Origin of the sequence: Micromonospora sp. WMMD961 (genome assembly GCF_029626145.1) — a bacterium.
GTDB lineage: Bacteria > Actinomycetota > Actinomycetes > Mycobacteriales > Micromonosporaceae > Micromonospora.
Map to the genome: position 1 here is coordinate 3681161 of NZ_JARUBJ010000002.1, position 19100 is coordinate 3700260.

At 71.8% G+C, this 19100-nt stretch carries 18 protein-coding genes; 9 read left to right on the forward strand and 9 right to left on the reverse strand.

The window, feature by feature from the left end; genetic code table 11:
• The first annotated feature begins 24 nt into the window (after positions 1–24).
• Entirely contained in the window at positions 25–588 is a 564-nt protein-coding gene (mug, locus tag O7614_RS16695) for a G/U mismatch-specific DNA glycosylase (RefSeq protein ID WP_278139382.1), read from the forward strand.
• On the opposite strand, the gene O7614_RS16700 is transcribed toward mug, so the two are convergent.
• On the reverse strand, positions 585–1091 hold the full coding sequence (locus O7614_RS16700) for an SRPBCC family protein (RefSeq protein WP_278139383.1): 507 nt from the start codon (positions 1089–1091) through the stop codon (positions 585–587). The genes mug and O7614_RS16700 overlap by 4 nt on opposite strands.
• Complete coding sequence (locus O7614_RS16705) at positions 1088–1450, reverse strand: metalloregulator ArsR/SmtB family transcription factor (protein ID WP_278139384.1); 363 nt, start codon at positions 1448–1450, stop codon at positions 1088–1090. The genes O7614_RS16700 and O7614_RS16705 overlap by 4 nt, the downstream gene beginning before the upstream one ends.
• A 90-nt stretch (positions 1451–1540) precedes the next feature.
• On the opposite strand from O7614_RS16705, the gene O7614_RS16710 reads away from it, so the two are divergent.
• Positions 1541–2641: an ionic transporter y4hA gene (locus O7614_RS16710; RefSeq protein ID WP_278139385.1), complete on the forward strand. Its 1101-nt coding sequence runs from the start codon at positions 1541–1543 to the stop codon at positions 2639–2641.
• 84 nt (positions 2642–2725) lie between these two features.
• Here the strand turns inward: O7614_RS16710 and O7614_RS16715 are convergent, their stop codons facing one another.
• Together O7614_RS16715 and O7614_RS16720 are read right to left on the reverse strand one after the other, a co-directional pair.
• Positions 2726–3979 carry a DUF6596 domain-containing protein gene (locus tag O7614_RS16715; protein WP_278139386.1) on the reverse strand — a complete coding sequence of 418 codons (1254 nt, stop codon included), beginning with the start codon at positions 3977–3979 and terminating at the stop codon, positions 2726–2728.
• A 3-nt stretch (positions 3980–3982) separates the two neighbouring features.
• Positions 3983–4375: a YciI family protein gene (locus O7614_RS16720; protein WP_278142282.1), complete on the reverse strand. Its 393-nt coding sequence runs from the start codon at positions 4373–4375 to the stop codon at positions 3983–3985.
• A gap of 284 nt (positions 4376–4659) precedes the next feature.
• Between O7614_RS16720 and O7614_RS16725 the strand changes: the two genes are divergently transcribed.
• Both O7614_RS16725 and O7614_RS16730 read left to right on the forward strand, forming a co-directional pair.
• A complete protein-coding gene (locus tag O7614_RS16725) occupies positions 4660–5403 on the forward strand; it encodes a neutral zinc metallopeptidase (protein ID WP_278139387.1) in 744 nt (247 codons plus the stop codon).
• A gap of 120 nt (positions 5404–5523) precedes the next feature.
• Positions 5524–6174, forward strand: coding sequence for an HAD family phosphatase (locus O7614_RS16730; protein ID WP_278142283.1), 651 nt, complete (start codon positions 5524–5526; stop codon positions 6172–6174).
• Between the two features lie 50 nt (positions 6175–6224).
• Here O7614_RS16730 and O7614_RS16735 read toward each other — a convergent pair whose 3' ends face one another.
• From O7614_RS16735 to O7614_RS16750, 4 genes are all read right to left on the reverse strand, one after another.
• Positions 6225–8780, reverse strand: coding sequence for an ABC transporter permease (locus O7614_RS16735; protein ID WP_278139388.1), 2556 nt, complete (start codon positions 8778–8780; stop codon positions 6225–6227).
• On the reverse strand, positions 8780–9547 hold the full coding sequence (locus O7614_RS16740; protein ID WP_278139389.1) for an ABC transporter ATP-binding protein: 768 nt from the start codon (positions 9545–9547) through the stop codon (positions 8780–8782). The genes O7614_RS16735 and O7614_RS16740 overlap by 1 nt, the downstream gene beginning before the upstream one ends.
• 332 nt (positions 9548–9879) lie before the next feature.
• On the reverse strand, positions 9880–10566 hold the full coding sequence (locus O7614_RS16745) for a response regulator transcription factor (RefSeq protein WP_278139391.1): 687 nt from the start codon (positions 10564–10566) through the stop codon (positions 9880–9882).
• Between the two features lie 229 nt (positions 10567–10795).
• Positions 10796–11707: a PD-(D/E)XK nuclease family protein gene (locus tag O7614_RS16750; protein WP_278139392.1), complete on the reverse strand. Its 912-nt coding sequence runs from the start codon at positions 11705–11707 to the stop codon at positions 10796–10798.
• Positions 11708–11784: 77 nt separating this feature from the next.
• Here O7614_RS16750 and O7614_RS16755 point away from each other — a divergent pair, with 77 nt between their 5' ends.
• Genes O7614_RS16755 through O7614_RS16765 form a run of 3 tightly spaced genes read left to right on the forward strand, consistent with a single transcriptional unit; the run spans position 11785 to position 14547 of the window.
• Positions 11785–12939, forward strand: a complete 1155-nt coding sequence (locus O7614_RS16755) for a site-2 protease family protein (protein WP_278139393.1) — start codon at positions 11785–11787, stop codon at positions 12937–12939.
• Complete coding sequence (locus O7614_RS16760; RefSeq protein ID WP_278139394.1) at positions 12936–13928, forward strand: tRNA (adenine-N1)-methyltransferase; 993 nt, start codon at positions 12936–12938, stop codon at positions 13926–13928. The genes O7614_RS16755 and O7614_RS16760 overlap by 4 nt, the downstream gene beginning before the upstream one ends.
• Positions 13929–13974: 46 nt before the next feature.
• Positions 13975–14547 carry a hypothetical protein gene (locus O7614_RS16765; protein WP_088989673.1) on the forward strand — a complete coding sequence of 191 codons (573 nt, stop codon included), beginning with the start codon at positions 13975–13977 and terminating at the stop codon, positions 14545–14547.
• A gap of 46 nt (positions 14548–14593) precedes the next feature.
• Here O7614_RS16765 and O7614_RS16770 read toward each other — a convergent pair whose 3' ends face one another.
• Positions 14594–14887, reverse strand: a complete 294-nt coding sequence (locus O7614_RS16770) for a ferredoxin (protein ID WP_278139395.1) — start codon at positions 14885–14887, stop codon at positions 14594–14596.
• Positions 14888–15065: 178 nt separating this feature from the next.
• Between O7614_RS16770 and arc the strand changes: the two genes are divergently transcribed.
• Both arc and O7614_RS16780 read left to right on the forward strand, forming a co-directional pair.
• Positions 15066–16850 carry a proteasome ATPase gene (arc, locus tag O7614_RS16775; RefSeq protein WP_088989671.1) on the forward strand — a complete coding sequence of 595 codons (1785 nt, stop codon included), beginning with the start codon at positions 15066–15068 and terminating at the stop codon, positions 16848–16850.
• A 153-nt stretch (positions 16851–17003) separates the two neighbouring features.
• Positions 17004–19004 carry a hypothetical protein gene (locus tag O7614_RS16780; RefSeq protein ID WP_278139396.1) on the forward strand — a complete coding sequence of 667 codons (2001 nt, stop codon included), beginning with the start codon at positions 17004–17006 and terminating at the stop codon, positions 19002–19004.
• Positions 19005–19100: the final 96 nt, after the last annotated feature.

Below are 19100 nucleotides of genomic sequence, written 5' to 3' on the forward strand. Positions count from 1 at the left end.
CGGTTGTAGGGCAGGATCGGTGGGGTGGACGTGGAGCGTGCGGGACCGTTTCGGCGGCCGACGCGGCAGGAGGTGGCGGCGGCTGCCGGTCGGGGCCTGCCGGACGTGATCGGCCCCGACCTGAGGGTGCTGTTCTGCGGCTTCAACCCGGGCCTCTACTCCGCCGCCGTGGGGCTGCCCTTCGCCCGCAAGGGCAGCCGGTTCTGGCCGGCCCTGCACGGTGCGGGCTTCACCGATCGGCAACTGCACCCGTGGGAGCACGACGAGTTGCTGCGGCAGGGCCTGGGCATCACCAGCCTGAGCAACCGGGCCACCGCCCGCGCCGACGAGCTGACGTCGGCGGAACTGGTGGCCGGGGTGACCGGGTTGGCGGTGAAGGCGCAGCGGTACCGACCGCGGTGGGTGGCCATCCTCGGGGTGACCGCGTACCGGATCGCCTTCGCCCGGCCCCGGGCCGGCCTGGGGCCGCAACCGGACCGGCTGGGTGCGGCCCGGGTCTGGGTGCTGCCGAACCCCAGCGGCCTGAACGCGCACTTCCCGTTGCCCGCGTTGACCGCCGAGTTTGCCAGGCTGCGGCAGGAGAGCTAGGCGCGCTCGGTGGCAACCAGGTCCTGGTAGTACGGCTGCATCGCCGGGTGGTAGTCGTCGAAGTCGGGGCGGGGGGAGCCGTCCCGGGAGGCGACGAGCATGTCCAGGTAGTACTCCCAGCCGGCGCCCGTCTCGGCGATGCCCTCCACGCTGGCGAGGTGCTGGACGAACCGCAGCTCGGTGGTGCCGTCGGCCTCGGTCAGCGTCAGCTCCAACAGCCAGGTGCCGTAACTGTCGATCATCGACACGGCGAGGTGCCGCTGTGGTTCGCAGGCGTCGATCTGGACGTCGCACCAGGGCTGCTGCTCCTCGTACGCCATCTGGACCCGGATGGTCCGCCCGGGCGCCGCGTCGCCCTCCCAGGGGCCGAACCAGCGGGCCGTGCGCTCCGGCTCGGTAAGGCTGGCCCAGACGTCCCCTGCCGGGGCGCGGAACGTGCGGGTGAGGACGAGGTCGTGGCCGGTGGCGGTGCGAAACAGGCGTCCAGCGGGTGTGCGGGTCATGCCGTGTTCTCCCTTCGGTGGGCCGCCGGGCCGCGGCTGCGGCGCTCCCGGCGGGTGCGGTAGACCTCGGTCTCCAGCGCGTCGAGATGCCGCTCCCACCGGTCGGTGCCGGCGAGCGCGGCGAGCCAGCCGACCAGCGGCGCGAGCGGGGCCGGGTCGAGCCGGTAGATCCGTTGCCGGCCGACCAGTTCGTCGCGGACCAGCCCACTCTCGCGCAGCACCCGCAGGTGGCGGCTGATGGCGGGCCGGCTGATCGTGAACCGTTGGGCGATGTCGCCGGCCGATCGGGGTTCGTCGCGCAGCATGGTCAGGATGTGCCGCCGTACCGGGTCCGCGATCGCGACGGTCACCTCGTTCACCGGTAAAGCGTAACTCATAGGTTACAGGTATTGGGATGCCGGTGCGTCGATGGTGGGCACATGATCACTTGACCTGGCACGCTGTACGGCATGGCCGCCTCCCTTCGCTCCCGCATGACCGACTGGACCTTCGTCGTGCCAGTGCTCGCCGTTCTGGTGCTGGTCCTCACCTGGGGGAGGAACCTGCCCGGGCCGGTGATCGTGGTGGTCGCGGTGCTGCTCGGTGGCGCGGTGCTCGCGGCCGTGCACCACGCGGAGGTGGTCGCCCACCGGGTGGGGGAGCCGTACGGGTCACTGGTGCTCGCCGTCGCGGTCACCGTGATCGAGGTCGCCCTCATCGTCACGCTGATGATCAGCGGGCCGGAGAAGACCCAGTCGCTCGCCCGGGACACCGTCTTCGCCGCCGTCATGATCACCTGTAACGGAATACTCGGCCTGTCCCTGCTGCTCGGGGCCCTGCGCCGTCGCGTCGCGGTGTTCAACCCGGAGGGCACCGGCGGAGCCCTCGCCACCGTGATCACCCTGGCCACCCTGAGTCTGGTCATCCCGACCTTCACCACGTCCCGCCCCGGCCCGGAGTTCAGCCCGGCCCAGCTCGCCTTCGCCGCCGTCGCCTCGCTGGCGCTGTACGGGCTGTTCGTCCTCGTGCAGACCGGCCGGCACCGCGACTACTTCCTGCCCGTCGACAGCCGGGGCCAGGTCATCGACGCCGAGGAGCACGCCAAGCCGCCCACCACCCGCGCGGCGCTGGTCAGCCTCGGTTTGCTGCTGGTGGCACTGGTCGCCGTGGTCGGCGATGCCAAGACCGTCTCGCCGACCATCGAGGCCGGCGTCGCGGCGGCGAACCTTCCGCACGCGTTCGTCGGTGTGATCATCGCCCTGCTGGTGCTGCTGCCGGAGACCCTGGCCGCCGCCCGCGCCGCCCGCCGCGACCGCGTGCAGATCAGCCTGAACCTCGCGCTCGGCTCCGCGATGGCCAGCATCGGCCTGACCATCCCGGTCATCGCGATCGCCTCGATCTGGCTGGACGGCCCGCTGCTGCTGGGCCTCGGCGGCACCCAGCTCGCCCTGCTCGCGCTGACCGCGGTGACCGCCGTGCTCACCGTCGTGCCCGGCCGGGCCAACGTGCTCCAGGGTGGCGTGCACCTGGTGTTGATGGCCGCCTTCGTCTTCCTTGCCGCCAGCCCGTAACGTGCGCCGCCGCCCGCCGCCCGCCGCCCGCCGCCCGCCGCCCGCCGCCCGCCGCCCGCCGCCCGCCGCCCGCCGGCCGCCGGGTCAGGCGGTGGGCGGCGGGTCGCCGAGACGCTCCGCGCGGGCGTTCAGGTAGCGCTGCTGCGCCAGGTTCGTCGACCGGGCCGCCGCCATCCGGTACGCCTGCAACGCCGCGGCCCGGTCACCGACCATCTCCAGCAGGTGGGCGCGAGCGGCCGGCAGTCGCGGGTCGTCGGCCAACCGCGCGTCGCCGGTCAGATCGGCGAGCAGCGCCAACCCGTCCGACGGGCCGCGACTCATCGCCACCGCCACGGCGTGGTTGAGCGCCACCACCGGGTTGTCCGAGATGCCCAACAGCACCTCGTACAGCGCGGTGATCTGCGCCCAGTCGGTGTCCTGCGTGTTGGGTGCCTCGTCGTGCACGGCGGCGATGGCGGCCTGCACCTGGTACGCCCCGACCACCCCGCGCGGCAGCGCGTGGGTGAGCAGGGCGACCCCCTCGGCGATCTGGTCGGTCCGCCACCGGGTCCGGTCCTGCTCGGCCATCGGCACCAACTCACCGTGCGGGCCGATCCGCGCCGGAGCGCGGGCGTCGGTGAGCAGCATCAACGCGAGCAGCCCGGCGACCTCGGGATCGTCGGGCAGCAGCCGGTGCACCAGGCGGGTCAGCCGGATCGCCTCGGCGGTCAGGTCGGCGCGCAGCAAACCCGGGCCGGCGGTGCGCGCGTACCCCTCGGTGAAGACCAGGTAGAGCACGTGCAGCACGGCGGCGAGCCGATCGGCCCGCTCCTCGTCGGTCGGTGGCGCGAACCGCAGTCCGCTGTCGCGGATCCGTTGCTTGCCCCGGCTGATCCGCCGGGTCATCGTCGCCTCCGGGACCAGGAACGCGCGGGCCACCTCGGCGGTGGTCAACCCGCCCACCGCGCGCAGCGTGAGCGCGATCTGCGACGCCGCCGACAGTGCCGGATGGCAACACAGGAAGAGCAGGATGAGCGTGTCGTCCTCGTCCGGCGGCGGTCGATCAGCCGCCGGAGCGCGCCACTGCTCCGGGAGCACCCACCGCGCCACGGTGTCCTCGCGGCGCATCCGGGCCTGCTCCCGGCGCAGCAGGTCGGTCAGCCGGCGGGACGCGACGGTGATCAGCCAGCCGCGTGGGTTCTCCGGTACGCCATCGCGCGGCCAGGCCCCGGCCGCCGCGATCAGCGCCTCCTGCACGGCGTCCTCGGCGGTGTCGAAGTGCCCGAATCGGCGTACCAGCGCGCCGAGGACCTGCGGCGCGAACTCGCGCAGCAGGTCCTCGACCCGTGTGTCGGGCACCCGTCAGCCGCCCAGGTCCTCGATGCCGTCGAGCACCGGCCGCACGTCCACGTAACCGCCCGGGGCGTCCGGATCGACCAGGCCGGCGGCGATCTCGGTAGCCCGGTCGAAGCTCGCGCACTCCACGATCGTGTAACCGGCCAGGACCTCCTGCGTCTCCGGGTACGGGCCGTCGGTGACCACTGGCGCGCCCTCGCGTACCTGCACCCGGCGGGCGTGCACCGGCTCGCTCAGGCCCTGGGCGTCGACCAGTTCTCCGGACTCGGCCAGCGCCTGGTGGAAGGTCTCCATGTGCTTGTGCATCGCCGCGACCTGCTCGGCCGACATGGCGGGCCGGTCGGTCGCCCGCCCGGACAGCACGTCGTAGTCCTGCTGTGAGCCGTAGAGCAAAATCATGTACTTCACGGTGCTGCTCCATCCTGTCCGTGGGCACCCTCCGACGCCCTCGAAGGAAACGTCGAAGCAGCACCCCCACCCCGGACACACCCACCCCACCTGATCGGTCGATCATGAAGTTGTCGCCACGACACGCCGGCCGTGTGACAACAACTTCATGATCAGCGGAAGGGGTGGGCGAAGGGTGAACCGTTCGGCTGGCGCGCACGTGAATCCGGTGACGGGCGTGACGGTCGTGTCGTCGGGGTACAGCGCAGCGTGAACACCGATGTCTGGGAGGCACAGTGGGGGCACGGTCAGGACGCGGCGCCCGAGGCCCGGTGGCGGCCCTGCTGGCCGCCGCGCTGGTGTCGCTGGCCTGCGCGGGCGGCGGGTTGGCCGAGCCGGAGGGCGAGCGGCAGGCGCCGCAGCAGTCGCAGGCATCGCCGGATGCGAGCACCACCCGGGCCGACAGCACCACCAGCGTCGCCGAGTTCGAGCAGGACGTCGCCGACGCGCAGGCGGTCGCCGAGCGCTACTGGGCGGCCCAGTTCAAGGCGTCCGGCCAGCGGTTCCAACCGGTGCGGCGGATCACCCCGTACCAGCGAGCCGGCGAGGTGTCCTGTGGCGGTCAGCCGTTGCCCCGAAACAACGCTGTCTACTGCTTTCAGGGTGACTTCATCGCGTACGACGTGCGCTGGTCGGTGGCGGCGTTCCGCCAGGTCGGTGACGCGTTCGTGTTCTACCTGCTCGGGCACGAGTACGCGCACGCCATCCAGGCGCGGCTCGGCATCAACAACAGCTTCACCATCCAGCAGGAGTTGCAGGCCGACTGCATGGCCGGGGCGTACCTCGGCGACTCGGTGCGCTCCGGTGCCCTGACCCTGGCCGACGGTGACCTGGACGAGTTCCGGGAAGGGTTGGCGGCGGTCGGCGACGACCCCGACCAGCCGTGGTTCGCCGAGGGTTCGCACGGCACCGCCGAGCAGCGCACCGAATCGTTCTTCCGCGGCTACGAGCGCTCGCTGGCGGCCTGCGACCTGGGCTGAGCGGGTTGCCCGGATCACGTCAATGGCCATCGCGGCCGTGGGCGGTGGCGGCCCCTGGCAGGATCGCCCGTGTCGGCCACGACCCTGGAGGATCCGCTGAACAGCCACCACCCCGCCGCCGTGCTCTTCGACATGGACGGCACGTTGGTCGACAGCGAGAAGCTGTGGGACATCGCGTTGCAGGAACTGGCCCGGGAGTACGGCGGGGACCTCTCCGTCGAGGCCCGCCAGTCGATCATCGGCACCGCCATGGCCGAGTCGATGCGCATCCTGCACGACGACCTGGGGCAGCCCGAACGGGATCCGGAGATCAGCGCGGCGTGGATCAACGCCCGGATCCTGGAGCTGTTCCGCACCGGTCTGCCCTGGCGGCCCGGCGCGTTCGAGCTGCTGCGCACGGTCCGCGCGGCGGAGATCCCCACCGCGCTGGTCACCTCCAGCCCTCGGGCGCTCGTCGAGATCGCCCTGGACACCCTCGGCCGGGACAACTTCGACACTGTGGTCGCCGGCGACGAGGTGGTCGCGGCCAAGCCGCACCCCGAGCCCTACCTGACCGCGGCCCGGCGACTGGGTGTGCCGATCGAGCGGTGTGTGGCGATCGAGGACTCACCGACCGGCGTGGCCAGCGCGCTCGCCTCGGGCGCGGCAGTGCTGGCCGTACCGGCGGAGGTGGCGCTCGCCAGCACTGTCGGCGTACACCAGGTGGAGAACCTGACCGGCGTGGACCTGGACGTGCTCGCGGCGCTGCTCGCCGACCGGGCGGCAGCCTGACGGACGCGAATGGGGGCCCCGTCACGCGGGGCCCCCACCGTCTCGGAGCGTCAGTCGTGGGCGATGGCGCCCAGGACGTTGATCCGTGCCGCCCGGATGGCCGGGAGCACCGCGGCCACCACACCGATGATCGCGGCGAGACCGAGGAAGACACCCATCTGCCCCCAGGGCAGGATCAGGTCGGTGATGCCCTCGTCCTTGAGCGCCTCGACCACCGCGGCACCGAGGCCGGTGCCGACCGCCACGCCCAGCAACGCGCCGAACACGGAGATCACCACCGCCTCCACGGTGATCATGCTCATGGTCTGCGATCGGCGTAGCCCGATGGCGCGCAGCAGGCCCAGCTCGCGGGTCCGCTCCAGCACCGACAGTGCGAGGGTGTTGATGATGCCCAGCACGGCGATGACGATGGCCAGCGCCAACAGGATCTGGATCATCGTGAGCAGACCGTCGAGCTGACCGGTCTGCTGCTTGATGAACGCGTCCCGGTCGGCCACCGACACTTCGGGGCTGTCCGCGAGCAGCGTCTCCACCTGCGGCTGCACGTCGGCAACCGGGGTGCCGGGCGTCAGCTGAACGTACCCCTGGAAGGGCTGCGGGATCGCGAAGTCCTTCGCCGCCGTCACCGGCAGCACCACCGGGTTCAACAGCTGCCCGGACTCGTAGATGCCGCTGATCGTGTACGTCCGCGTCTCGCCCCGGGTCAACTGCACGTTCACCGTCGAGCCCACTGACCAGCCACGCGACTCGGCGGTGTCCGAACTGGCCAGCATCTGGGTCGGCCCGAGTCGGTCGATGTCACCGGCGATGGGCTTCGCACTGAAGATCTGCCGCAGCGACGCGATGTCGCTGCTCGCCCCGACCCAGGTGCGCTCGCCGTCGATCTGGGCCATGTCGCCGTACTCGCCGTCGACCATCTGCACGCCGGGCAGGGTCTTTGCCTGGTCCAGTACCGCCGGGTCGAAGCTCGGCGGGCGCGGCCCGCTCTGCGCCCCGGCGATCACCAGCTCGGCCTTGACGGTGTCCTGGGCCAGGGCGCTGATGCTGCCCTTGGCCGAGTCGAGGATGACCGTCACGCCGGTCACCAGCGCGATGCCGACCATCAACGCGGCCGCGGTGATCGCGGTCCGGCGCGGGTTGCGCCCGGAGTTGAGCCGGCCCAGCTTGCCCGGCACCGACCAGGAGAAGACCACCCCGAGCAGGCTCACCACCGGCCGGCTGATCAGCGGGGTCAGCAGCGCCACCCCGATGAAGGCGAACAGCACCCCACCGAGGATGGTGGCCAGGGTCTGATCGCCGGCGTTGCCGCTGAGCCCGAGGAACAGCAGCACCGCGCCGACAGCGGTGACCAGCGACCCGGTCACCGTGACCTTGGTCAACGGCCGGTCCGGGGTGGCCACGTCCTGCATCGCCGCGATCGGCGGGATCCGGGACGCCCGCAGCGCCGGCAACAGCGCCGCCACCACCGTGATGACCAGCCCGACAGCGAACGACCCGATCACCGCCGCCGCCGGCACCCCGATCCCGGCGAGGGAGAGCCCACCGGCCAGCTTGCCGAACAGGAACGCCAGCAGCGCGCCCACGCCGATGCCGGCGGCCAGGCCGAGCACCGAGGCGATCAACCCGACCGCGATGGCCTCCAGCACCACCGACCCGATGATCTGCCGGCCGCTGGCCCCGATGGCGCGCATCAGCGCCAACTCGCGGGTGCGCTGGGCCACGATGATCGAGAAGGTGTTGAGGATCAGGAAGGTGCCCACCAGCAGGGCCACCGCGGCGAAACCGAGCAGGATCTTGTTGAAGAAGGACAGGCCTTCCTTCAGGCTCGCGGCGGCGTCCGCGGCGACCTGCTCGCCCGTCTTCACCTCGAAGTCCGCGCCGAGGGTGCGGGCCACGTCGTCGCGCAGCTTCTCGTCGGAGACCCCGTCGGCGGCGGTCACGGTGATGCTGCTGAACACGTCCGGCTCGCCCAGCATCAGCCGCTGCGCCACCGGCGTGGTGAAGAAGACCTCGTTGACCCCGCCGATCGAGTCCCGGTCACCGCTGTAGCCGGCGATGCCGACCAGGGTGAAGTCCCGCTTCCTCGACTCGAACGCGGTGAGCACACCGACCTTCTGGCCGACCTGCACCTTCGCCGCGGTGGCCAGGCCCTTGTTGATGACGATCTCGTCCTCGGCCTGCGGCGCGCGCCCCTCCCGCAGTTGCAGCAGGTCGCTCTCCCCGGTCCAGTTCTCGCCCAACTGCGGCGGGCCGAACGAGGTGACCACCTTGCCGTTGCTGCCGATCACCCGGGCGCCGTCGGCGTTGACGATGCCCGTCGCCGAGGCCGCCCCCGGCACCTGCTTCACCCGGTCCACCACGGCGGCGGCCAGCGGAGCGGCGGTCTGCTCGCCCTCCAACTCGCTCAGCTCGACCTTCGGCTTCGCCGCGACGTTCACGTCGATCTCCGAGAAGCCGTCGGCGAAGACCGAGTCGAACGAGCGGCCCAGCGTGTCGGTGAGGACGAAGGCGCCGGAGACGAACATCACTCCGAGCACCACCGCCAACCCGGACAGGATCAGCCGGACCTTGCGGGCCAGCAGACTCTTCAGCGTCGCGCGGAACATCAGTTGTCCACCTCGGCGGGAGCGTCCAGCTTCTTCATCGTGTCCAGCACCGTCTCGGCGGTCGGCTCGATCAGCTCGGAGACGATCTCGCCGTCGGCGAGGAAGACCACCCGGTCGGCGTACGCGGCGGCGGTCGGGTCGTGGGTGACCATCACGATCGTCTGACCGTGCTCGCGCACCGAGTTGCGCAGGAAGTTGAGCACCTCCGCGCCGGAGCGCGAGTCCAGGTTGCCGGTCGGTTCGTCCGCGAAGATCACCTCGGGGCGGGAGACCAGCGCCCGCGCGCACGCCACCCGCTGCTGCTGCCCACCGGAGAGCTGCGCCGGCCGGTGATCCAACCGGTCCCGCAGGCCGACCGTCTCGATCACCGTGTCGTACCAGGCCGGGTCCGGCTTGCGCCCGGCAATCGACAGCGGCAGCAGGATGTTCTCCTTGGCGGTCAGGGTGGGCAGCAGGTTGAACTGCTGGAAGATGAAACCCACCTTGTCGCGGCGCAGCCTCGTCAGCCCCGCGTCGCCGAGCCCGGTGACCGTCGTCTCGCCGATCGCCACCGTCCCCCGGGTAACCGCGTCCAGGCCCGCCAGGCAGTGCATCAGCGTCGACTTGCCGGAACCCGACGGCCCCATGATCGCGGTGAACTGGCCGCGTTCGAACTCCGCGCTGACCCCCCGCAGAGCGATGACCTGCGCCTCGCCGCTGCCGTACACCTTCCACACGTCGTTCGCCCGGGCCGCGGCCTGCGCCTGCCGGCCTACCGTCGCGGTCACGTCATCTACCTCTTCCGTCTGTCCGAAAACGCACGCCGCCCCCCGATGGTCCGGCGCGACTGTTCAATCATCGGTGCTGCGCCTGCCCGCCCCGTCCGCCCCTGGGGGGAGCCGGCGCGGATTTCCCGCTGCGGGTGCACCCCTATGTGGGGTCAGGGTTGCCCCTGACCCGATGGTCGGTCCTGCGTGTTTCCGAGCCTGCTCCCTCACGTCACAGGAGGGTCAACCGCGCCTGACCGTCTTCGGTCACGGTAGGTGACGACGGCAACGCCAGCCGTCCCCCCACGGAGGGATCTTCGAGTACGCCGGGTGAGGTACTCCGGTCGTCGCGGCTACGCCCGAGGGCGGACCAGCCCCGACTCGTACGCCAGCACCACCGCCTGTACCCGGTCGCGTAGTCGCAGCTTGGTCAGCAGGTGCCCGACGTGGGTCTTGATGGTGGTCTCGCTGACCGACAACACCCTGGCGATCTCGGCGTTGGACAACCCGCGCGCCACCTGCACCAGCACCTCGCGCTCCCGGTCGGTGAGCGCGTCGAGCGCCGCCGACGGCGTCCGCTCCGGATCGGGCAGCAGCTCGGCGAAGCGGTCCAGCAGCCGCCGGAGGATCCGGGGCGCCACCACCGCGTCCCCGCCGGCGATCGTGCGGATCGCCGAAATCAACTCTTCGGCCGGCACGTCCTTGGCCAGGAACCCACTGGCGCCCGCGCGCAACGCGCCCACCACGTACTCGTCCAGGTCGAAGGTGGTCAACACGAGCACCCGCACCGGCAGGCGAGCCTCGACGATCGCCCGGGTCGCGGCCACCCCGTCCATCCGGGGCATCCGGATGTCCATCAGGACCACGTCGGGCAGCAGCCGGCGGGACAACTCCACCGCCTCCACGCCGTCCCCGGCCTCCGCCACCACGTCCAGGTCGGCCTCGGCGCCCAGCACCATCCGGAACCCGGTACGCAGCAGCGGCTGGTCGTCGGCGAGCAGGATCCGCACCGGCCGCGCCGGGGTCACCCGATCGGTCATCTCGTCCTCCGTCCCGTGCTGCCGCACCGGTCATCCTCGCGTACGCCGGCCGGTGCGTCGCGGATCACCGTAGAGGCCGGCCCGTCGCGCCGTCCCGACCGCAACGGCACCGTTCCGGTCGGCTGGACGGGTCGGGACACACCGGGCCGAACGGCGCAGGACGGGCCGGAGAGCCGGGCGGGCGGGGTGCAGCGGCGTCTGTCGGACCGGTCTCAGCGGGTCGCGGACGTCACTCGTCGGCGCCCGGCGGCACCGGAGCGGACCGGGAGTCGCGCAGCGGGTCGGCGGTCGCCGCGACCGGGAACGGTGGCGGCGTGCCACCGAAGGTGGGACACCGGGCCTGGTGGCTGCACCAGTCGCAGAGCCGGCTCGGCCGGGGCCGGAAATCCTGCCGGGCGGTGGCCTGCTCGATCGCCCGCCACAACGCGACGACCGTGCGCTCGAAGCGGACCAGCTCGTCGGCGTCCGGCGTGTAGTCCAACACCTCGGCGTCGCGCAGGTAGAGCAGCCGCAGCACCTTGGGCACCACCCCCCGGGTGCGCCACAGCACCAGCGCGTAGAACTTCAGCTGGAACAGCGCCCGCGCCTCGAACGCCTCCCGTGGCGCGCCGCCGGTCTTGTAGTCGACCACCCGCAGCGCCCCGTCCGGGGCGACGTCGAGCCGGTCGAGGTAGCCCCGGATGAGCAACTCGTCGTCAACCACCGCCGAGATCAGGCTCTCCCGTTCGGCCGGCTCCAGCCGGGTCGGATCCTCGACCGCGAAGTAACCCTCCAACAGCCCGGCGGCCGAGCGGAGGAAGTCCGCCGGGTCGGTCGGCTGCGCGCCGTCGAACAGCTCGGCCAGCTCCGGTTGCTCGGTGACCAGCCGGTCCCACTGGGGTGCCACCAGATCGCCGGCCGCGGCCGGTGTGCGCGCCTGCGCGGGCAGGTCGAACAGCCGCTCCAGCACCGCGTGCACCAGCGTGCCCCGGGCCTGCTCCATGGTGGTGCGCTCGGGCAGCCGGTCGATGCTGCGGAACCGGTAGAGCAACGGGCAGGTCTTGAAATCCGCCGCCCGCGACGGGGACAGTGAGGCCCGCACCGTCGGCGGCGCCTGCGCCGGGGAGGAGGGTTGGGAGGTGGTGACCGGTTCCGCCGTCATGTCCGCAAAGGTTAGGGCACCGGTGTGACACCGACCGCCGCCCGCCCCGCACAGCGACGGTCCGTAGCATCGTGCCGATGGAGCCACGAACCCGGCCACCGCGCCGACCCGACCGCCGCCTCGGCCTCAACGTCGGCCGGGTGTTCGGGGTGCCGCTGCACCTCAACGGCTCCATGGTCCTGCTCGCGGTGGTCATCGCCGTGCTGTACGCCGAGTTCGCCGCCCGGCAGCTGGATCTGCCGCAGCTCAGCGGCTACCTGATCGGCTTCGGCTTCGTGGTGTCCCTGCTCGGGTCGGTGCTGCTGCACGAGCTGGGGCACGCCCTCACCGCCCGTCGTTACGGCATCGGTGTGCGCGGGATCACCCTGGAACTGCTCGGCGGGTACACCGAGATGGACCGGGACGCCCCGTCGCCCCGCGTCGACCTGCTGGTGTCACTGGCCGGCCCGGCGGTCTCCGCGGTGCTCGGCGTCCTCGCGGTCGCCGCCACCCTCGCCCTCCCGCCGGGGACCGTGGTCCACCAGCTCGCCTTCCAGCTCGCGGTCAGCAACGTCATCGTCGCGCTGTTCAACAGCCTGCCCGGGCTGCCGCTCGACGGCGGCCGGGCGCTGCGCGCGGCGGTGTGGGGGCTGACCCGCGACCGGCACCTCGGCACCGAGGTCGCCGGCTGGGCCGGACGAGTCGTCGCCGTCGGCACCACGATCGTGGTCCTGGTGCTCACCGTCGCCGACTACCTGGCGCCGTTGGCGCTGCCGCTGATGCTGCTGGTCGCCGTCACCCTCTGGCGTGGCGCGGGGCAGTCGATCCGGGCCGCCCGGGTCAGCCGCCGGTTCCCGCTGATCGACCTGTCCCGGCTGGCCCGTCCGGTCTGGCCGGTGGCCACCGGTACGCCGCTGGCCGAGGCGCAGCGCCGACGCGCCGAGGGTGGCCAGCCCGGCTCCGCGCTGCTGGTCACCGACTCCACGGGCCGGCCGGCGGCCCTGGTCGACCCGGTCGCCGCGGAAGCGGTGCCGGTCGAGCGCCGGCCGTGGCTGGCGGTGGACACCGTCGCCCGGTCACTGGGCACGATCCCCACCCTGTCGGTCGGCTGGGACGGCGAGCGGGTGATGGAGGCCGTACAGACCCACCCGGGCGCACAGTACGTGGTGACGTCAGGCGAAGATGTCGTCGGCATTCTGCACATCGCGGACCTTGCACAGCTCCTCGAACCCGACCGGAAGATGACACCGTGACCGCAACTCCCTCCACCGTCCCCGCCACCCCGGCGCTGACACCCGTGCACCGCGGGCCCTTCCGGCCCGGCGACCGGGTCCAGTTGACCGACCCCAAGGGGCGGATGCACACCGTGACGCTGGAGCCGGGCAAGGAGTTCCACACCCACCGCGGCATCCTGGCGCACGACACGCTGATCGGGCTCCCCGACGGCAGCGTGGTGACCACCGCCGGTGGTGGCACCGCGTTCCTGGCCCTGCGGCCACTCCTGTCGGACTACGTGCTGTCCATGCCGCGTGGCGCCCAGGTCATCTACCCGAAGGACTCGGCGCAGATCGTCGCGATGGGCGACATCTTCCCCGGTGCCAAGGTCCTCGAAGCCGGCGCCGGCTCCGGCGCGCTGAGCTGCTCCCTGCTGCGCGCCGTCGGCACCGAGGGCGAGCTGCACTCGTTCGAGCTCCGCGACGACTTCGCCCAGATCGCCAAGCGCAACGTCGAGGCCTTCTTCAACGGGCCGCACCCGTCGTGGCACCTGCACGTCGGTGACGTCGCGCAGTGCCAGGAGACCGGCTTCGACCGCATCATCCTGGACATGCTGACCCCCTGGGAGACCCTCGACATGGTGGAGCGGGCGCTGGTGCCCGGTGGGGTGTTCATCGGCTACGTGGCCACCACACCGCAGCTCTCGGAGCTGGTGGAGGCGCTGCGCGAGCGCGGCGGCTGGACCGAGCCACGGGCCTGGGAGTCGCTGGTGCGCGACTGGCACGCCGAGGGTCTCGCCGTGCGTCCGGACCACCGGATGATCGCGCACACCGCGTTCCTGGTGTCCGCGCGCAAGCTGGCCCCGGGGGTGACCGCGCCGCCGCGCCGGCGCAAGCCCAGCAAGGGCACCGAGGCGTACGCCCAGCGCCGCCAGGACCTGCGCGCGGCGGAGGCCGCCCGGCAGGCCGCCGCCGCCCAGGCGGCCGGTGCGCAGCCCGACGGTACGGGGGAGATGGACAGGCCGTGACCATCGAGCTGGGCGTCGGCATCGGCGAGCAGGGGGAGGCGCCGGCATGAGCCGACCGGGCTACGGCGGCGGTGACCTGCCCGCCGTCTTCCCCGACTGGTCGCCCTACCAGGACCTCGAGTCGGCGGCGCGGGCCTACCTGCGCGATCCGGACGTCGCCCTGGAGGCGCTCGGCGGTGTGCTGCGCGGCGCGTCGGTGCTCGGCTTCACACTGGAACGCTTCGTGAACGAGGTCAACGGCGTGTGGCAGGAGGTCGTCGTCTGCGACGGCAGCCGCCTGATCCTCTGGCACGGCGAGGACGTGCCGCCGGAGGAGGGCCCGCCGGGTTCGATGACGTCGTCGCTGCGGGTGGTGCCGGTCTCCACCATCACCGAGGTGGGCTGCCGGCGGCGGCTCAACCGGTCCGACAGCGGCGAGATCCGGGTCGACAGCATCGACGTCTACCTGCTGCTGACCTCGCTCGACGAGGCGCCGCCGAGCGAGGAGATGGCCGGCACGCCACGGCACGACGCGCTGCGCTTCGGCAAGACCCTCGACGACGGCGGGGCCGGGCAGATCGCCCGGTTGGAGGAATTCGCGCGGCTGGTCGCCTCGGTGGTCGGCCGTCCGATGCTCTGAGGCGTACCCCGTTCGGGGCCTGGCCGGGCCCGCGCGGCCCGGCCGGTCAGTCGTCCTCGGCCTCCGGGCCGGCGACCTCGACACCGTCGCCACGCACCACGTGGATGCAGTCGCCCGGGCACTCCTTGGCGGAGTCGATGACTTCGAGCCGCAGGTGGGCGGGCACGTCGACCCGGCTGCCGGGCGCCAACAGCAGCTCACCGTCGGCGCTCTTGACGTACGCGAGGCCGTCGACGTCGAATTCGAAGACCTCCGGCGCGTACTGCACGCAGAGCCCGTCGCCTGTGCAGAGATCCTGGTCCACCCAGACCTGCAGCTGATCGGTCGCGACATCGGCCACCGGTGCACCCCCCATGTTCTCGCGTCCTACGCTCCGACGGTACCCGAACGCCAGTAACCGCCCGTCGGGCCACCCTTGGCGATCAAGGTTCGGTGACGAGGGTGTTGCGTGGGACCGAATCGGCCTCATAGCGGCTAGTGTTAGGGCAGAACGTTCAAGCCCCCCGGGGAGGTGGGACGTGGCAGCACGCAGCGACGACGCGGACTCGCGCGCCGCACGGTGGGAGAAGGAAGCCCACGATCTCTCCACGCAGGTCGCGTTCCTTCAGGAGGAACTCGCCCTGGTGCGGCGTAAGTTGACCGAAAGCCCCCGACACGTCCGGCAGCTCGAAGAGCGGCTGGCGGCCACCCAGGCACAGTTGGCGCGGCTGACCGAGAACAACGACCGGCTGGTGAGCACCCTCAAGGAGGCTCGCACGCAGATCGTGACGCTCAAGGAGGAGATCGACCGCCTCGCGCAACCGCCGAGTGGTTACGGCGTCTTCCTCGCCAAGCACGACGACGGCACGGTGGACGTCTTCACCGGCGGTCGCAAGCTACGGGTCGCGGTCTCGCCCTCGCTAGAGGTGGGCGACCTGCGGCGTGGCCAGGAGGTCCTGCTCAACGACGCGCTCAACATCGTCGACGCGTTCGGCTACGAGCGGGTCGGTGAGGTCGTGATGCTCAAGGAGATCCTGGAGGGACCAGGCGGCGGGCCGGGTGACCGGGCGCTGGTGGTCTCCCACTCCGACGAGGAACGCATCGTGCACCTCGCCGAGACGCTCATCGGCTCGGCGATCCGGGCCGGCGACTCGCTCATGATCGAGCCCCGCTCGGCGTACGCGTACGAGCGGATCCCGAAGAGTGAGGTCGAGGAGCTGGTCCTGGAGGAGGTGCCCGACGTCGACTACGGCGACATCGGCGGCCTCCAGTCGCAGATCGAGCAGATCCGCGACGCGGTGGAGCTTCCCTTCCTGCACGCGGACCTGTTCCGTGAGCACCAGCTCCGCCCGCCCAAGGGCATCCTGCTCTACGGCCCGCCCGGCTGCGGCAAGACGCTCATCGCCAAGGCGGTCGCCAACTCGCTGGCCAAGAAGATCGCCGAGCGGCAGGGCAAGGAGAAGCACACCAGCTTCTTCCTCAACATCAAGGGCCCCGAGCTGCTCAACAAGTACGTCGGCGAGACCGAGCGGCACATCCGGCTGATCTTCCAGCGGGCACGGGAGAAGGCCGGCGAGGGCACGCCGGTGATCGTGTTCTTCGACGAGATGGACTCGATCTTCCGGACCCGGGGCTCCGGTGTCTCCTCCGACGTGGAGAACACCATCGTCCCGCAGCTGCTCAGCGAGATCGACGGCGTGGAGGGGCTGGAGAACGTCATCGTCATCGGCGCCTCCAACCGGGAAGACATGATCGACCCGGCGATCCTGCGCCCCGGTCGGCTCGACGTGAAGATCAAGATCGAGCGGCCGGACGCCGAAGCGGCCAAGGACATCTTCTCGAAGTACATCCTCTCCGGGCTGCCCCTGCACCCGGACGACCTGACCGAGCACGGGGCCGACCCCCAGGCCACCGTCGCGGCCATGATCGACGCCGTGGTGCTGCGGATGTACTCGGAGACCGAGGAGAACCGCTTCCTCGAGGTCACCTACGCCAACGGTGACAAGGAAGTCCTCTACTTCAAGGACTTCAACTCCGGCGCGATGATCCAGAACATCGTCGACCGGAGCAAGAAGATGGCCATCAAGGAGTTCCTCACCTCCGGTCGCAAGGGGCTGCGCCTGCAGCACCTGCTCGACGCCTGCGTCGACGAGTTCCGCGAGAACGAGGACCTCCCCAACACCACCAACCCCGACGACTGGGCCCGCATCTCCGGCAAGAAGGGCGAGCGGATCGTCTACATCCGCACGCTCGTCTCCGGCGGCAAGGGCACCGAGGCCGGTCGGTCCATCGAGACCGCCAGCAACACCGGTCAATACCTCTGACCGCCCGGCGGCGGCACCGGCCACGGCCGGTGCCGCCGCCGCGTCCGACGTTCATGTGTCGTTCACCGCCACCCGGGGGCGAACTGGGCCAACGGTTGCGCCCACACCGGCTAAACTGCGGCGATTTCACCGACCTACCGAACGAGGACATCCGTGCGCGCCCAGGCCACGTTGGAGATGCCAGGAGTGCCGGAAGGCACCGACAGCCGGGACCGGGGCAGCACACCGGCACACCGACGCCCCGGGGCGGGCCTGCTGCTCGCCGTCCTCCTCGCCTGCTGGCTCGTCCCACTCGCCGCGTACGCCGTCCAGGTCGCGTGGCTGCTTCCCCCGCTGATCCTGCTCGGCACGGCCAGCCTGCTGCGCTCCGGACGCAGCCTGCTCGACCGGCTGGTCCTCGCCCTCGCCCTGCTCGCCGGCCTCACCTGCGCCGCCGGCCTGATCTTCACCGTCTGGCCCTGGGGGCTGCACCCGGTCCCGGTCACCGGCCTGACACTGACCGTCCTGGCCCTGGCCGCCGTGCTGTCCCGGCGCGTACCCCGACTGCCCCGACCTCGATGGTCCGACCTGGTCTCGCTCGCCGCCGCGGCACTCGCCGCCGGCTACCTCGCCACCCCCTACCTGCGGGCCACCGGCTTCGGTCAACGCCTCAACCTCGCGATGATCGGCGAGGACAACGCCCGGCACCCCGCCCTCTTCGACGAGATCGGACGCCTCGGCGGCTACCTCTTCGTCGACCCCGACACCTCCCGGCACCACATCTTCTCCGGCCTGGTCCACTACCCGCAGGGCTGGCACTTCACCACCGCCCTGCTCGACGGCTTCCAGACCCCCGGTGAGGTGCCCGCCGGCCCGGCGCTGATGAACCACTATCTCTTCTGGTCCCTGGCCACCTTCGCCATGCTGGTGCTCGCCCTGATCTGGGCGGCCCACCACGTCGCCGGCCCCCTGCACCCGCTGCGCCGGCTGGTCCTGGTCATCGCCGTCACCGCGCTCGCCCTCGGCACCGAGTTGCCCCGGCTGCTCGTCGCCGGCTACCCCAGCGAGACCTTCGGGCTCAGCCTCGCCGCGCTCGTCGTCGCCCTCGTCGCCCGCCCCCTGCACCGGCTACGCGAACAACTGCTCCTCATCGGGGCACTGCTGATCGGCATCGGCTTCAGCTACTACCTGTTCCTCATCCCGACCGGCGCCATGGTGCTCTGCTGGCTGGTCGCCGACCGCCGCCGGCTGCGCGCCCGCCCCGGCACCGTCGCCGTCATCGGCGGTGTCACCGCCGTCGTGGCCCCGCTGACCGCCGTCATCGGCGTGCTCTTCGCCGGGCAGACCGAAGCGCTCGCGGCCCCCGGCGGCGCACCACTGGGAGAGATCTACAACACCGTCGTCGGGCTCGGCGCGCTCGTCCTCGCCGCCATCCTCGCGCGCACCAACCTGGGCGAGACCACCTGGCGGCGCTACCTCGGCGTGCTCTCCGTCGCGGTGCTCTTCTCCGCCGCGATGGCCGCCGTTAACCTGCTCAACGGCAACCCGCCCGCGTACTACTTCGGCAAGAGCGCCCACCTGCTCGTCCTCGTCCTCGTCGTGGGCACCGCCGCGCTCGTGCGCCTGCTGCCGGTGCCCGCCCCGAGCACCGACGCCGAGCCACGACGCCGCCCGATCACCGCCGCCCTGCCGGCGGTCGCCACCGCCGTCCTGGTGACGATCGCGGTGGTCCTCGGCACCGGCCTGTTCGGCTGGACCGGCGGCTACTTCCACCGCAGCGCCACCAACTTCACCTGGACGACGGCGTGGGTCCAGCGCGACCGGACCGCCATCACCCGCTCGGCGGCGGTCACCGCCGCCGCGGCCCGCGCCTACCCGGCGATCCCCGGCACCGTCACCCTCGTCGTGGACGGGCACGGGGAGCAGAGCTACCGGGAGTCGGTCTTCCTCTCCGCCCTCCAGAGCACCACCGCGCAGACCGAACCCGGCATCTACTTCTCCACCTTCGCGGAACCCGCCCGGACCGCCGAGGTCCTGCGTCGCACCCCCCGTCCACTGCGGCTCATCATCGCCGGCCCGGCGGCCCAGCAGGCCGTCGACGGGATCCTCACGGCGGACCCGTCTCTCCGGGAGGGTCTGACCGTCGTGCCACTGAAACCCGCCACGGCGCGGTAGCCGCGCCGCGCCGACCGGCAGGGCGGCGCGATAGGCCACCGCGCAGACTAGTCTCGATGGTGTGAGCGGCGGGCACGCCGGCTCCAGGGGCGAGCG

Bases quoted from the DNA above. Each gene is read 5' to 3' on its own strand.
- O7614_RS16700 (WP_278139383.1), bottom strand. From the start codon at position 1,091: ATGACCCGCACACCCGCTGGACGCCTGTTTCGCACCGCCACCGGCCAC.
- O7614_RS16710 (WP_278139385.1), top strand. From the start codon at position 1,541: ATGGCCGCCTCCCTTCGCTCCCGCATGACCGACTGGACCTTCGTCGTG.
- O7614_RS16720 (WP_278142282.1), bottom strand. From the start codon at position 4,375: ATGATTTTGCTCTACGGCTCACAGCAGGACTACGACGTGCTGTCCGGG.
- O7614_RS16735 (WP_278139388.1), bottom strand. From the start codon at position 8,780: ATGTTCCGCGCGACGCTGAAGAGTCTGCTGGCCCGCAAGGTCCGGCTG.
- O7614_RS16745 (WP_278139391.1), bottom strand. From the start codon at position 10,566: ATGACCGATCGGGTGACCCCGGCGCGGCCGGTGCGGATCCTGCTCGCC.
- O7614_RS16750 (WP_278139392.1), bottom strand. From the start codon at position 11,707: ATGACGGCGGAACCGGTCACCACCTCCCAACCCTCCTCCCCGGCGCAG.
- O7614_RS16755 (WP_278139393.1), top strand. From the start codon at position 11,785: ATGGAGCCACGAACCCGGCCACCGCGCCGACCCGACCGCCGCCTCGGC.
- O7614_RS16765 (WP_088989673.1), top strand. From the start codon at position 13,975: ATGAGCCGACCGGGCTACGGCGGCGGTGACCTGCCCGCCGTCTTCCCC.